The following is a 14,888-nucleotide window of genomic DNA, read 5'->3' on the forward strand; positions in this document are numbered from 1 at the left end:
CGCTCGCTATCCACAAGACTGGAGAGGCTTCGACATGTCATTCTGGAACTGGTCAGGTTTTTTTGAATACCTGTTCAATCCCTTCATCCTCGAGGGTGTTGCTACAACGATCTGGCTGACATGTGTCTCGCTGGTCTGTGGTCTTGCACTGGGTTTTATTCTGGCGCTCATGCGGCGATCGCATGCGATGCCGGTACGCGGACTGGCATCGTTCTACGTATGGCTGTTTCGTGGCACGCCGCTTCTTGTGCAACTCATTGTAATTTACACGGCACTGCCGCAACTTGGAATCCGTTTCAGCGTTGTCCAGGCGGCATTGATTGGCCTTGCTCTCAATGAGGCAGCTTATCTGGCCGAAATCATTCGCGCCGGTATCGAGGCGGTCCCGGAAGGTCAATCCCGTGCGGCAAGAGCGCTCGGAATGACGGAGCGGCAGATCATGCGCCGGATCGTCATGCCCCAGGCCTTCAAGGTTATCATTCCGCCGCTAGGAAATTCGGTGAACGGTCTTCTCAAGACGACCTCCGTAACCTCGGTCATTTCCATGGAAGAACTGCTGCGCCGCACGCAGGTTCTGATCCAGGAGAAGTTCATGGTGCTCGAGCTCTTCGCCGTCGCCGCCATATATTATCTGCTACTCACAACCGCATGGGATTTCATCCAGCGGCGTATCGAAAAGCGCTTCGGTCAGGCGACGGCAACAGCCCGCTTTGCTGACAAACGCTGAAATCTCGAAGGACAAGATGATGACGAAGAAATTTCGCGGTGTATTCACTGTGATGATAACGCCGCTCGACAATAAGGGTTCTGTCGATCTTGTCGCGCTGAAGGCTTTTGTAAACTGGCAGGTAGATGAAGGAATTCATGGCCTTATCCCGCTTGGTTCAACCGGAGAATTCCTCTCTCTTTCTCAGGAAGATCGTGACGCGGTAGCGCGCACAGTGATTGAGACGGCTGCAGGGCGCGTGCCCGTTCTCATCGGGGCCGGTGCCGAGGATACCCGGGAGGCAGTACGGCTGAGCCGCCAGGCAGAAGAAATGGGCGCCGATGGCGTAATGGTCATTCCGCCGTTCTATTCTACCCCGACCGATGACGAACTCGTCGAGCACTACCGGGCAATTGCCGCGTCTATCAACATTCCAGTCATGGTCTATAACAATCCAGCGACGGCAAACGTCGATATGAAACCCGAACTTCTGGCACGTATCGCCGAAATCAAGGGTTGCGATTACGTCAAGGAATCGACACTGGAGGTGACGCGAGTCCGCGACATCGCGCGCCTCGCAGGCGAGAATATGACTGTATTTGGCGGCATTCTCGGGTTTGAATCATTTGTCATGGGTGCCGAGGGCTGGGTGGCAGTCGCCTCCAATGTTGCCCCTGGGGTTATGGCGCGTATCTTCACACTCGCTGCCGACGAGAAAAGATATGATGAAGCGCGAGCGCTTTATCTAGAATGGCTACCCGTCATTCAGGCCGTCGGCGGACAAGCCTATGTGGCTGGATCGAAGTCGCTCCTCAATCATATGGGCTTTGCCGCAGGCGAACCTCTGCCGCCGAGGTTGCCGCTTCCCACCGCACAGGACCAGGCGATGAAGGCCCTTGTAGGCCGGTTTAACCTGAAGTTCCCAAGCTAAGGAAAGTTACCTGAATGCCCCTTTCCGCCGGTTCTGCAGAAAAGCTTACGCTTTACATTGACGGTGCTGAATGCCGTGTCGAAGCGGGAGCCAGCATTGCAGCCGCAATGGCGCAATCGGGCCGGCATGGGTTTTCCTGTGATACGAGTGCGAAAGCTCGTGGGCTGTTTTGCGGGATGGGTGTTTGTCACGACTGTCTTGTAACGGTTGATGGTCGCACCAGCCAGCGAGCCTGCATGACACCGGTCTCGCCGGGCATGCATGTGGAACGTCAGCCAGCCCGGCCAGATATCCTTGACGAGCGCCTGAAAGAGATTGCACCGCTACCTCTGGCGGTTGGCGAAAGGCGCATGGATGTGCTCATCGTTGGCGCAGGTCCTGGCGGCCTTTCCGCGGCACTTGCTGCGGCGGAGGCTGGTGCATCGGTTGTCGTTCTGGATGAGCGGCATAGCGCCGGTGGCCAATTCTATAAGCAACCGAACACAACGGTCGCCGCGGACGTCCTCAGAGCGGACACGCAGGCTTCCGATGGTGCCTCTCTGATTGAACGAGCCCGCAACGCGGGTGTTACACTTGTGGCGGGCGTTACTGTTTGGGGCGCGTCGCGCAACGATGACGGTGAATTGTCGGTAGGCTGCTACGGGCCCGACGGTGCGTTTTATGCCGTCCCGGATATGATGGTGATTGCCACCGGCGCTTTCGAGCGCCCCGCACCCATCCCTGGGTGGACGCTGCCGGGCGTCATGACAGCAGGCGCTGCGCAGACGTTGTTGCGCAGCTATGCCACACTCCCTGGCAAGCGGATCGTTGTTGCCGGCAACGGACCACTCAACATTCAGGTCGCGATGGAAGTCCTGAAAGCAGGAGGGCAAGTGGCCGCTCTCGTAGATCGCGCTTTGTCCCCCTTTCATAATCCCGCGGCCGCACTTGCTGTCCTTAGATGCGACCCTGCCTTGGCTCTCAAGGGTATGCGCGAACTCGCCAGACTGACGAAGGCACGCATACCGCTTTTCTGGCGAAGTCGCGTTCTGGCGGTCGAGGGCGACACACAGGTGGAGCGTGTGGCGATTTCAACGCCCACTGGACCCCGTTATTTCGAGGCCGACACTGTGCTCCTGGGTGGAGATTTTACGGCGTCGAACGAGGTTTCAAGGTTGGTTGGTTGCGCGCATGACGTTGCCGCTGACGGCTCACTTGTCGCCCGGTGCGGCAAGGACGGAGAGAGTTCGTTGCCCAACGTTTATATTGTTGGCGAGGCTTCGCGTTTTGGCGGCGCTTACGTTGCGATGTCTGAAGGGCGGCTTGCGGGCCTCGCAGTTGCTCGAAAGCTTGGATTGAGTGAGAGGTCGGACGCCAAGGCTGCAAACAGGCTTCTGCGATCGAGACGGTTTCAGGGCGCTTTGTGGTCGCTATTTGCCGATGGCGCTGAGAAAAAGTCAGAACTCGAAGACAGCACGATCGCCTGTCGGTGTGAGAATATCACTGTCGGTCGCTTGCGAGAAATTTCAGGCAAGGGACCGCCCGACATCGCAACCTTGAAACGCCTGACGCGTGCCGGCATGGGGCGTTGCCAGAGCCGCTATTGTGGTCGAACCTTGACGGAACTTACCGGCAAACCTCAATCGCAGACGCAAGGTTTGCTTGCACCGCAGATGCCCCTTCGCCCGGTGCCGCTTGCAGCCTTATCTGTCGAAAAGGCGGAATGGGGCGGCCATAAGCGCGCACTCTTGCCGGAACGCCCGCCTCTTTCGAACCAGGAGCCATTGCCAAGAACCGAGGTTGGTACACTCGTCATCGGTGCCGGTATAGCTGGCCTTTCCACAGCCTACTTTCTTGCAGAGAGCGGTGACGATGTCGTCGTCGTGGAGCGTGGCTTTCCCGGAGGCCTGGCGTCCGGCGGAAATGCAGGCAGCTTGCATGCGCAACTTCTCTCCTTCGATCATGGCGCTCGTGCTGAAGGCGGCGGTGGTCCTGCCGCCCGCACGCTCTCACTGCAGCGCGATTCCATCGATCTCTGGCTGAGCCTTGAGAAGCGCTTTGGTGTCGACTTCGAGATGAAGATAACCGGTGGACTGATGGTCGCCGAGACGGAGGCCCATCTCCGGTTTCTTGAGGAAAAGACGGCCATGGAACGGGCCTCGGGGATCGATTGTCATGTCATCGGAAAACAGGATCTCCACCGGCTTGAACCAGCCCTCTCGTCCGCGATGATCGGTGCTGCGTATTGCCCTCAGGAGGGGAAGATCAATCCGTTGATCGCGACGCGTCACATGGCAGATGCCGCCATGAAGGCCGGTACGTCCATTTTCGACCGTACCGAAGTGCTTTCAATTGAGGTCGCCGGCAATCGCTTTCTTGTCAAAACGTCACGAGGAACGATTTCGGCTACGCGTATCGTCAATGCAGCCGGCGCGTTTGCGTCGCGGATCGGTGCCATGCTTGGCCTCAACGTGCCCGTTTTCGGTGCCCCATTGCAGATGGTTGTTACAGAGGCTGCAGCTCCGGCAATTTCCCATCTCGTCGCTCATGCCGACCGCCACCTGACACTGAAGCAGGCGGCCAACGGTAATTTTCTGATTGGGGGCGGCTGGACTGCCGGCCTTGACCCTGTTCATAGCCATCCGCGCCCGCTGTTTTCCAGCCTTGAAGGTAACCTCTGGGTGGCTCAGCACGTGGTGCCTGGACTGCGCAAACTGCATGTGATCCGCAGTTGGGCGGCGATGAACATCAACATCGATGGTGCGCCAATCCTCGGCGAACATCCCGCCATGCCCGGTTTCTTCAATGCCGTTACGTCCAACGGCTATACGCTAGGGCCGCTCGTCGGCCAACTCACGGCCGCAATGGTCACCGGCCGTGACCCAGGCCGCGATCTGTCGGAATTTTCCATTTCCCGTTTCCAGTGAGGCGACAATGATCGAAATCACCGAAGTTTCAAAATATTACGGCGAGTTCGAGGTTCTGAAGAACTGCACGACCACCGTCAAGAAGGGCGAGGTTGTGGTCGTTTGTGGCCCCTCTGGCTCTGGAAAGTCGACGCTCATCAAATGTGTCAATGCTCTAGAGCCGTTTCAGAAAGGGTCCATCCGCGTCGACGGAATCGAGGTCGGCGATCCGGCGACAGACCTTCCGGAGTTGCGTTCCCGTGTCGGTATGGTTTTCCAGAATTTCGAGCTCTTCCCGCATCTGACGATCGAGGGGAACATCATGCTCGCACAGCAGATCGTGCTTGGTCGCCATGAAGACGCCGCTCGCAAAAAGGCGATGGAATTGTTGGACCGGGTTGGTCTGACGGCACATGCACTGAAGTACCCCGGTCAGCTCTCCGGCGGTCAGCAGCAGCGCGTGGCGATCGCCCGCGCCCTGGCGATGAACCCGATGGCAATGTTGTTTGACGAGCCAACATCGGCGCTCGACCCGGAAATGATCTCAGAGGTTCTCGATGTCATGACCGGACTTGCCCGTGACGGGATGACAATGATGGTGGTTACCCATGAAATGGGCTTCGCGCGCCGTGTAGCCACCCGAATGATTTTCATCGATCAGGGCGAAATCGTTGAGGATCGTCCCACGGAGGCGTTTTTCAACGAACACCACAATCCGCGCACTGAGGCGTTTCTCAGCAAGATTCTCCAGCATTGACGAAAATTGGAAAGGAGTACGCCATGGGTGAACTCGATCTCATCGTACGCAACGGAACCATCGCAACAGCGTCTGACGTTTTCCGTGCCGATATTGGCATCAAAAATGGGCGCATCGTACAGATCGCCGAACATATTGATGCCGATGGAACGGTTGTCGATGCTGAAGGAAAATTTGTCCTGCCGGGTGGAATAGACAGCCATGTCCACATCTCGCAGCCTTCGGGTGATGGAATTGTCATGGCTGATGACTTCGAAAGCGGCACGCGTTCGGCATTGTTCGGTGGAAATACCACGCTTATGCCCTTTTGCCTGCAAGAGAAGGGAAAATCCTTGCGCGAAGCGCTAAAGGCGTACCACGCTCTCGCTGATGGCAACTGCTACACAGACATCAGCTTCCACCTTATCGTCAACGAGCCAACCGAAGCTGTCCTAGGTCAAGAGCTTCCAGCATTGATAGAGGATGGATATTCGTCGCTGAAAGTCTTTATGACCTACGACGATCTCCGCCTCAGCGATGCCGAAATCCTCAAGACACTGGATGTTGCTCGTGAGACCGGGGCAACGGTCATGGTCCATTGCGAAAATGAAGACGCGATCCGTTTCCTTATCGAAAAACACGAGGCTGCAGGTGATGTCGCGCCGCGTGCCCATGCCACGACGCGTCCAGCTGCTGTCGAGCGCGAGGCGACGCACCGGGCGCTCACACTCGCAGAAATCGTCGATGTGCCGGTTGTTATCGTTCATGTCTCGAACGGGCAGGCGATGGAAGAGATTGGTCGTGCGCGGGCTCGCGGGGTGAAGGTTGTCGGCGAGACCTGCCCGCAATATCTGGTGCTGACGGCAGACGATCTTTCGGGCATGGATTGGGAGGGTGCAAAATTTGTCTGCTCCCCACCGCCACGCGATCTGGCTGCCCAGAATGAGTGCTGGCTTGGTATCGAGAATGGCGTCTTCGATCTGTTCTCTTCTGACCATTGCCCATTCCGTTATGACGACGAGCGCGGCAAGCTCAATCCGAGAGGGCGCCTGAGCTTTCGCCATATCCCGAACGGTATTCCCGGCGTGGAAACACGGATGCCGATCCTGTTTTCCGAAGGCGTCATGAAGGGTCGGATTGATTTACAGCGCTTTGTTGCCCTTACAGCGACAAATCACGCGAAAACATACGGTTTGTATCCGCAGAAGGGAGCCATCGCCATTGGCTCCGATGCCGATCTTGCAATCTGGGATCCGAAAGAAAAACGTACAATCCGCCATGCCGAACTCCACGATGGGGCAGACTATTCGCCCTATGAGGGAATGGATGTCGCGGGCTGGCCGACGACCGTCATTCTGGGCGGACGTATCATGGTCGAGGACGGGGTGCTTAAGGGCAAGAAAGGCGACGGTGTTTATCGCGCCGCGAGTACCCGCCGAAAGGCATGAATAATTTTAAACTGACACACTGGAGACAATAACTAATGAAGCTGAAGGTAACCGCCGGCCCCTACGTATTCGACGCTGTGCTGGAGATGGAAAAAGCCCCTAAAACCTGTGAGGCATTCCTTGCTCGCATGCCATTCGAAGGCCAGATCGTCCACGTGCGCTGGTCCGGTGAAGGTGTCTGGATTCCGCTTGGAGACTATGAGTTTGGCGTCGGATACGAAAACCATACCAGCCATCCGGCCCCTGGACAGTTCATTCTTTATCCAGGCGGTATCAGTGAAACGGAAATCTTGTTGGCGTATGGAGGCGTGGATTTCTCCTCGAAAGTCGGGCAGCTCGCGGGAAACCATTTCATTACGCTGACGTCCAATCTGGACAAGCTGGCGGAACTTGGGCCGAAAGTTCTTTGGGAGGGGGCACACCCGATCCGCTTCGAAGTGGCGGAGTGAGCGTTTGAGAAATGGCGGACAGGGTGATCTGTCCGCCACATAGGCAATTTTTAGTGCGAAACTCCCGAACCGCCAACTGCGACGATCGAGAACGGTTGGCCTTCCACGGGGATCGTGCGCGTTTCTTTCAGGGTCTCGGCGTCCACCACCCGTATCAGCGAGTGGCGTGGATCCGAAAGAGCGATCTTGCCGTCGGCGACTGCAAGGCGCGGGCGCGCGTCACGCCAATGGCCGTCTTTGCTGTAAGGCTCGGTTATCTTCGATTTTCGTACGATAGCCGCCTCAAGAATATCAAGGACGTGCAGATCCCCGTCTTCTGTCAGGATGTAGGCATTGCGCGGGTTGGCGGGATCGAGGATGAAGTCGACACGTCGTGTTGGTAGCTCGATGAGACGGAACTTTTCCTCGCCGTCCGGATCGATGAGAACCACTTTGTTTTCGCCGTAGTTGCCGAGGAAGAACTGCATGGATTTACCCCCAAGCAGCGTACCGGTGTTCGCCTTCGGGAAATGCTCCGGGTATGGGAGCATTTCAAATTCTGGACCATCGATGCCGCCAGGCCGGGCAACCAGAACGCCTTCTTTGCAACCGAATGCAACTAGTCTGGCGGAAGTTGCCTCGCCATGCAGATCCGTGCACTTTGCCTGCTGACCGACTTCTTTTCCGTCCTTGTCGAGGACGCGCACTCCGACACGTGGCGGCAAGGCATCGGGCTTCAATTCAGCGTTCTGACCGGGGACTGATACGAGGACGTATCGCCCCATCGTGACCGCGACACCGTGATGGGCCGCCGTCGTGTCGATCGTTCGGACCTTTGCCTTTCCTTCCAGTAGAGCTGCCTCATCGATAACGTCGGCCTTGCCTCCGCGATCGTAAAAGAGAATCGCGTGATCATCGTGTGGCACCACGTGGAATGGACGTTTTCCTTCGAAAATCACAGGCAGGAGGGCGGTCTCTTCCACATCGAGATCTCGGTGCTCGCCGTGGTCGGATAAGATAATGCCGGTTTTGATGATGTTTACGACGTCTGCGTCCGACTGCGTCGCGAACACCGTCTTTCCGGTGGCACTTGTAGTGAGCGCTGCGTAACCCTTCAGATCATAGCGCGCCAGTTCCTTCCCGTCTTCGAAATTGATCGCGCGGACAATTGGTTGGGAATGGTCTGCGACGAAAAGGCGCCACTCCGTGCGGCTGTCCTGGCTTTCCTCTGCTGATGCATTAAGTGTGACAAAGGGCGCAAACATCAGGGATGACGCAAGCGCAGACATGAGGAAATTGTGAATAGGAGGTGCCATGAGTGTCCTTCCGACAGTTAAGGTCCGATCGCGATAGCGAGGTATCGGCTATGTAGTGTTATTACATTCAATATGAAATGTAATAACATTACGTTTGCGCCGACTGTCAACCCGTGCGGCGCGAGTTGTGGAAAAACGGACTCAAAAATGTTGGAAAATCAGAAAGGCAACGACGCCGTCAACGGGCGGAGCGCCCAGACGCCATTTTAGATAGGCGAGCGGAGGTGTGGCCACGTATGTTCGGCGCGCCAAGGATGCGGGATCACGCCGGCAAACTGTTTTGCCGGCGTGAACTCAAAAATCAACCGATGTCGGACGGGAGAACGTCAGCCGGAATGTTCTGGTAAGAAACCGGGCGCAGGAAGCGACGGATCGACATGGTGCCAACCGAGGTCGCACCGAAGTTGGTCGAGGCCGGGTAGGGGCCGCCGTGAACCATGGCATCAGAGACTTCAACACCCGTCGGGAAGCCGTTGGCGAGGACACGACCAGCCTTGCGCTCGAGGATCGGCAGAAGCTTGCGACCCAGTTCAGCGTCACCCGCATCGAGATGAAGCGTGGCGGTAAGCTGACCTTCGAAGCTTTTTGCCACTTCGATCATTTCCTCGGCGCTGTCGACCGTCACGATCAGGCCGAGTGGCCCAAAGACTTCTTCCGCAAGTGCATGGTTGGCAAGCCAGTCCTTAGCGGAAACGCGGAACAGGTAAGGTGTAGCGTTGCGCAGATTGCAGGTGGTGGTTAGAACGTCGCGAACGCCGTTACCGGCTGCGATGCGGTCGCGGCCGTCGCGATAGGCAGAGGCAATCCCGTCCGTCAGCATGACTTGTGGGCCGACCTCGGACAGCGCAGCACGTGCCGTCTCGGCAATGGCGTCAGCCTGAGACGACAGGACGACAGCGATGCCGGGGTTCGTGCAGAACTGGCCAGCACCCATGGTGAGCGAACCTGCCCAGCCCTTTGCGATGGCTTCGCCGCGTGCGTTGATCGCTTCTGGCAGGAGGAACATCGGATTGACAGAGCCGAGTTCACCGAAGAACGGGATCGGCTCTGGACGCTGTGCACACAGGTCGAACAGGGCGCGTCCACCGGCCAGCGACCCTGTGAAGCCGACTGCCTTGATGCGTGGATGCTGGACGAGGGCAGAGCCAACGTCACGACGGCCGCCCTGGATCAGCGAGAAAACGCCCGGGTGAAGGTTATGCTTCTTGACGGCAGCAAGCACGGCTTCTGCAACGATCTCGCCAGTGCCAGGGTGAGCCGAGTGACCCTTGACGACCACCGGGCAACCGGCAGCAAGTGCTGCTGCGGTGTCGCCACCGGCAACAGAGAATGCCAGTGGGAAGTTGGATGCGCCGAAAACGGCCACCGGGCCGATTGGACGCTGCATAAGGCGAATATCTGGACGGGGCAGCGGCTGGCGATCCGGCAGTGCTACGTCATGGCGGCGATCGAGATACTCTCCATTGCGAATGTGCGATGCGAAGAGGCGCAACTGACCGGTCGTGCGGCCACGCTCGCCCTGAAGACGGCCTGCTGGCAGGCCCGTTTCGGCAGAGCCGATTTCGGTGATTGCGTCGGCGCGGGCTTCGATCTCGTCAGCAATGGCGTCGAGGAACGCGGCGCGCTCTTCCCGGGTGGTGTAACCGTAGCTCCAGAAGGCGTCTTCTGCGGCCTCGCAAGCCTTGTTTACCAGGTCGACCGTACCGACCGAAAAGTCGAATGCTTCGCCTTGAGCCGGTTCACTACGAAACTTTGTTTCCGTTGCGACCCATTCTCCTGCGACGAGATGTTTGCCATGCGGCTTGAAACTCATTGTGCTCTTCCCTGAAAATCGAAACCTGTGTGGAACGTCCACCCGAGACCGTACGACTGGACCACAGGCAGCAGGCAATTTGCCGACCTGATGATCCTTGTCCGGTTGCCCTCTGCCTTAACCCTTGTGGGGCTCTGGCGAAAGACGCTTTGTACTTTATTTGCTCGAAAAGTGTGATTATTTGACGACGACGTACAACAGCCACCGCCACACCTTCCTGCGTATGCCTGCAGGAAGATGAAGCTGATTGGCTGGCCTTTTCCACTTAGATCCGATCCTGGGTGAATATGACGGATGGTGGATCAGGTTGTCGATGTGTCGCCCAGGCCGAAACAGCTGTGCATCAGGGTTCGTTCGATCCCGCGCAATTCCGCCAACCCCTTCAAGCGGCCGATGGCAGGATAACCTGGCTGGGCACCTCGCCTGAGATCGTCGAGGATTTCCTGTCCATGGTCCGGTCGCATTGGTATCTGGTGATCCTGGCGCCCTTCAGCGCGGCGTCGCGATTCCTCCTGGATGAGCGCCGCAATGACCGCCACCATATCCGTGCCCCCTTCCAGATGCTCGTCTTCAAAAAAGGAGCAGGGCACCGTATCGGTGTCGCGCGTTACATTACGCAGGTGAACGAAGTGAATGCGATCAGCAAAGCGTTTGGCGATGAAGGGAAGATTGTTGTCTGCACGTGCACCGAGCGAACCGGTACACAGAGTTACACCGTTTGCCCGGCTGTCGACCTGAGACAGCATGTGGGCGTAATCCGCCTCGGTCGACAAGATCCGTGGCAGGCCTAGCAGGGGCCACGGCGGATCATCGCCGTGGGCGCAAATATTGATGCCGACTTCTTCTGCCACTGGAACGACCTCCGACAGGAAGTCGATGAGGTTCTGTTGCAGTCTGGTACGATCAATACCATGATAGGAGCTGAGTTTTTCCAGGAGTTGTTCTAGCGTATAACCATCTGCGGAGCCGGGCAGGCCGGCACCTATGTTCTTGCCGAGTGCCGCGATCTTTTCATCGGCCATTCCCGAAAACCGTTGTGCAGCCTGATCGTGGAGCCAGTCGGGGTAGTCCGTTCGAGCGTCTGGCCGCTTGAGAATGTGGATATCGAAGGCTGCGAAGTCGACAAGGTCGAACCGCATGGCTCTCGCGCCATGCCTGGTCTCCCACCGCAGATCAGTTCTGGTCCAATCCAGGACTGGCATGAAATTGTAGCACACAGTACGAATACCGGAGGCCGACAATCGGCGCAGCGTTTCCTGCCAGTTCAAGACGTGGCGTTTCCATTCACCTCTTTGGGTCTTGATATCCTCAGAAACAGGCACACTTTCGACCACGTCCCAGACCAGCCCGCCTGCCTTGATCGCCTCATGCCGCTTGCTGATCTCCTCCACCGGCCAGACATCACCCGTCGCTATGTGGTGCAATGCACTGACAATGCCTTGTGCGCCCGCCTGTGCTGCATCTTGAACTGTTACTTTGTCGACCGGTCCGAACCAGCGCCACGTATGTCTCATTGTATGTCCTTCGATGTCATGCTTGGGAAAAAGTGAGCTGCACCTTGCAGGCGCGGGTCCTGTCGCCGGCCTGCTCGAAGGCCGCCGCCGCTTCTTCCAACGGAAAGCTGTGCGAGATGATTGGTCGCACATCGATCTCACGGGATGAGATCAACGCAGCCGCAATTGCGAACTCTTCGTGGAAACGTTGCGATCCACGCCACAGCACTTCCTTCCCGACAAGCGCATTGAGCGGGATGGTGATGTCACCTGTCACTCCCACCTGAACGATGGTACCACGCGGCTTTATTGCGGCAAATGCGCTCCTCAGGGCGGGCGCTGCAGCAGAGCAATCGAAAATGATGTCGAAGTAACCCTTGTTGTCCTGGTAGGGGATGAGGTCTTCGGCATTGGTGGCAACGTTGATCGTACGATCCGCACCCATTGAAGGAGCCCGTGCAAGGGCTGCGTCCGCCAGGTCGGTGACAACGATCTCAGACGCTCCAGCGTGGCGCACGGCCGCAACGGTCAATAGTCCGATCGGTCCAGCGCCGGTCACCAGCACGTTTAGACCGGCGAGGTCGCCTGCTTGCGCGACGGCATGCAGGCAGACCGCAAGCGGTTCGGTGCAGGCCGCTTCTGCAGCCGTGACATCCTTGCCAACGAGAGCGCATTGTTTGGCCGACACAACCAGCCTGTCCCTGAACATGCCCTGTTCATGTGGCATGCGCATGGCACTTCCCATGAACCGCATTTCAAGGCAGTGAATTGGCTGGTCCTTCTTGCAGAAAAGACAATGGCCGCAGGGCTGCGATGGGTTGACGGCCACAAGTTGGCCGATCACCAAATTGCTTACGCCGCTCCCAAGAGCCTGGACATAGCCTGAGGCTTCGTGACCTGAGATGATCGGTTCACGGACGCGCACCGGTCCGAACCCACCATCCTGATAATAATGAAGATCCGATCCGCAGATCCCGCCCGCGGCCATCTGCAGTAGGACTTCGCCTGGTCCTGGACCTGCGACACTTTGAGTTTCTATTTCCAGATGCCGCCTGCCGTGAAGACGTGCCACGCGTGTCTGCATGACTGATGCCCTTCTCTCATGAAGTAAGGAGGGACGCGGGATGGCCGCGCCCCCATTGTCTTAACGGATCAAACCAAGCTGTGTCGGTAACCAGAGGGTGACCGCCGGAATGAAGGTAATCAGTGCCAGGGCAATGAAGAGCGGGATCATCCATGGCAGGATCGCCAACGTTGTCCGTTCAACCGACATTTTGGAGATGCGGGACAGGACGAAAAGCACCATCCCGACAGGCGGTGTAAGGAGGCCGATCATGAGGTTGAGGGTCACGATCAAACCAAGATGGACAGGATCAATGCCGTAACGTGCCGCAACCGGCATGAGAATAGGCACGAGAATGCTGATCGCCGCTATCGTGTCGAGGAATGCTCCCACCACCAGGAGCAGAATGTTGACGATGATAAGGAACGTCCACCAATTGCTGGTCATCGAAAACATGAAGTCTGAAAAGAGCTGGGCCGCCTGGCTGACGGTCAAAAGCCATGCGAAGATTGACGCTGCTGTTACGATGAAAAGGACTGATGCAGTCGTCTCGATTGTATCGAACGTTGCCTTCGACAACGTTTTGAAAGTCATCGTACGGTAACGCACAAGGCCAAGAAAGAGCGACCACAGCACAGCCGCTACCGCAGCTTCTGTCGGCGTGAACCATCCCATCGTCATGCCGCCAATGAGGAGGACAGGTGTCATCAAGGCCATCACTGCCGAGAAGTCATAATACCAGTCGAGTGCAACAAGTACGACAAGTCCAAGCAGGACGGCCACATTGATGGACAGCCCAGCGACGATCATCAGATAAACAGCAACAGGAAACGCGAGAACGATCACAACTTCCATCGATGCTGAAAGGAGCTGTTTGAGTTCGAAGGGCGTATCCGACCCCCAGCCCTTGCGCTTGGCAAAGACATAAACCGTCAGCATCATGAGGACGGTCATGACAACACCGGGTATGATGCCAGCCATGAATAGGGCACCGATCGAGGCGTTCGCCATCATTCCGTAGATCACGAAGGGCAGGGATGGAGGGAAGATTGGCCCAAGCGTTGCCGAGGCTGCAGTCACGCCTACGGCTGCCTCAACCGGGTAGCCGTGATCTTTCATTGCTTTGATTTCGATCGTCCCGATGCCGGCGGCGTCGGCAAGTGCCGTTCCAGACATGCCGGAGAAAACGACGGAGCCAATAATGTTCACCTGAGCAAGACCACCCTTCATCCAGCCGACCAGTGCAAGCGCAAATCGGTAGATACGACTTGTCACTCCCGCGATGTTCATCAGATTTCCGGCAAGAATAAAGAAGGGAACCGCGATCAGTGGAAAGCTCTCCACACCTGCGATCATGCGCTGGGCGGCGATGATGTCGGGCGCGACATCGTAAATGACGAGATAAAGTAGCGACGAGACAGCCATTGAAACCGCAACGGGCGTACCGATGATGAGAAGCAGAAGAAAGGAGCCGATGAGCAGAAGCATAATCTATATTCCCTGTGTGCTGACGGCTTCCTGAGCCTTCTCACGGATTGTCTGTTTGCCTGTGATGTCCTTGATGAAGTTGTGCAGGGCGCGAACGAACATCAGCGCGAAGGCTGCAAAAACGGTGTAGAAAACGATGCCACGCGGGAGGTCTACAGTGACCATGCGCTCGTCGCCGACGATTTCGAGATACCGCCACATAAGCCACGTTATGTAGGCAAAGAAGCTGATGGTGATCAGGTCGACGACAAGCTCCAAGGCGCGACCGACAGGTTTTGACAGGAAACGGTAAATCAGGTCGACGTGAATGTGCCGGAACATGCGCACGCACATGACCGAACCGAGAAAAACCACGACAACGAGACAATTGGCGGCAATTTCTTCCGTCCATGCGAAACTATCGTTAAGGACATAGCGGGTGAAGAATTGCAGGAAGACGCACAGCCCCATACCCCAGAAGACGGCAAGGGTCAGCCAGTCCTCTAGCGCGTAGGGGGAAAGATCAACCGGGCCGACTTCTTCCTCGAAAGCGTGCGCCATTTCTTCGACGCTGACAGGGGCGTGCTGATGGTCAGTCATTG

Annotated in this window: 12 protein-coding genes; 6 read left to right on the forward strand and 6 right to left on the reverse strand. The window is 57.2% G+C overall.

The window, feature by feature from the left end:
- The first annotated feature begins 34 nt into the window (after window positions 1-34).
- The 6 genes from ACIQT8_RS17870 to ACIQT8_RS17895 are packed head-to-tail and all read left to right on the forward strand — an operon-like array spanning window position 35 to window position 7,155.
- Window positions 35-727, forward strand: a complete 693-nt coding sequence (locus ACIQT8_RS17870; RefSeq protein ID WP_138793325.1) for an amino acid ABC transporter permease — start codon at window positions 35-37, stop codon at window positions 725-727.
- A gap of 19 nt (window positions 728-746) precedes the next feature.
- Window positions 747-1,637, forward strand: coding sequence for a 4-hydroxy-tetrahydrodipicolinate synthase (dapA, locus tag ACIQT8_RS17875; RefSeq protein ID WP_400968072.1), 891 nt, complete (start codon window positions 747-749; stop codon window positions 1,635-1,637).
- A gap of 14 nt (window positions 1,638-1,651) precedes the next feature.
- Window positions 1,652-4,543 (forward strand): FAD-dependent oxidoreductase, encoded by a 2,892-nt coding sequence (locus tag ACIQT8_RS17880; protein WP_400967815.1) that lies wholly within the window; start codon window positions 1,652-1,654, stop codon window positions 4,541-4,543.
- A gap of 7 nt (window positions 4,544-4,550) precedes the next feature.
- Window positions 4,551-5,279 (forward strand): amino acid ABC transporter ATP-binding protein, encoded by a 729-nt coding sequence (locus ACIQT8_RS17885; protein ID WP_262528384.1) that lies wholly within the window; start codon window positions 4,551-4,553, stop codon window positions 5,277-5,279.
- A 23-nt stretch (window positions 5,280-5,302) separates the two neighbouring features.
- Window positions 5,303-6,706 (forward strand): dihydropyrimidinase, encoded by a 1,404-nt coding sequence (hydA, locus tag ACIQT8_RS17890; RefSeq protein ID WP_400967818.1) that lies wholly within the window; start codon window positions 5,303-5,305, stop codon window positions 6,704-6,706.
- Between the two features lie 35 nt (window positions 6,707-6,741).
- Window positions 6,742-7,155 (forward strand): DUF3830 family protein, encoded by a 414-nt coding sequence (locus tag ACIQT8_RS17895; protein WP_138793320.1) that lies wholly within the window; start codon window positions 6,742-6,744, stop codon window positions 7,153-7,155.
- Window positions 7,156-7,205: 50 nt separating this feature from the next.
- On the opposite strand, the gene aztD is transcribed toward ACIQT8_RS17895, so the two are convergent.
- The 6 genes from aztD to ACIQT8_RS17925 all read right to left on the reverse strand — a co-directional run bounded on the left by aztD (window position 7,206) and on the right by ACIQT8_RS17925 (window position 14,886).
- The gene (aztD, locus tag ACIQT8_RS17900; RefSeq protein WP_400968075.1) at window positions 7,206-8,399 is read right to left on the reverse strand and encodes a zinc metallochaperone AztD; all 1,194 of its coding nucleotides are present in this window, start codon (window positions 8,397-8,399) and stop codon (window positions 7,206-7,208) included.
- 352 nt (window positions 8,400-8,751) lie between these two features.
- Complete coding sequence (locus tag ACIQT8_RS17905) at window positions 8,752-10,263, reverse strand: aldehyde dehydrogenase (NADP(+)) (protein WP_400967822.1); 1,512 nt, start codon at window positions 10,261-10,263, stop codon at window positions 8,752-8,754.
- Between the two features lie 302 nt (window positions 10,264-10,565).
- The gene (gene uxuA, locus ACIQT8_RS17910; RefSeq protein WP_400967825.1) at window positions 10,566-11,777 is read right to left on the reverse strand and encodes a mannonate dehydratase; all 1,212 of its coding nucleotides are present in this window, start codon (window positions 11,775-11,777) and stop codon (window positions 10,566-10,568) included.
- A 16-nt stretch (window positions 11,778-11,793) separates the two neighbouring features.
- Window positions 11,794-12,840, reverse strand: a complete 1,047-nt coding sequence (locus tag ACIQT8_RS17915; RefSeq protein ID WP_400967828.1) for an L-idonate 5-dehydrogenase — start codon at window positions 12,838-12,840, stop codon at window positions 11,794-11,796.
- A gap of 60 nt (window positions 12,841-12,900) precedes the next feature.
- Complete coding sequence (locus ACIQT8_RS17920) at window positions 12,901-14,307, reverse strand: TRAP transporter large permease (protein WP_138793315.1); 1,407 nt, start codon at window positions 14,305-14,307, stop codon at window positions 12,901-12,903.
- Between the two features lie 3 nt (window positions 14,308-14,310).
- Window positions 14,311-14,886 carry a TRAP transporter small permease gene (locus tag ACIQT8_RS17925; RefSeq protein WP_400967832.1) on the reverse strand — a complete coding sequence of 192 codons (576 nt, stop codon included), beginning with the start codon at window positions 14,884-14,886 and terminating at the stop codon, window positions 14,311-14,313.
- Between the last annotated feature and the right edge of the window lie 2 nt (window positions 14,887-14,888).

The organism is Agrobacterium sp. NPDC090273 (genome assembly GCF_044772305.1).
Lineage (GTDB): Bacteria > Pseudomonadota > Alphaproteobacteria > Rhizobiales > Rhizobiaceae > Agrobacterium.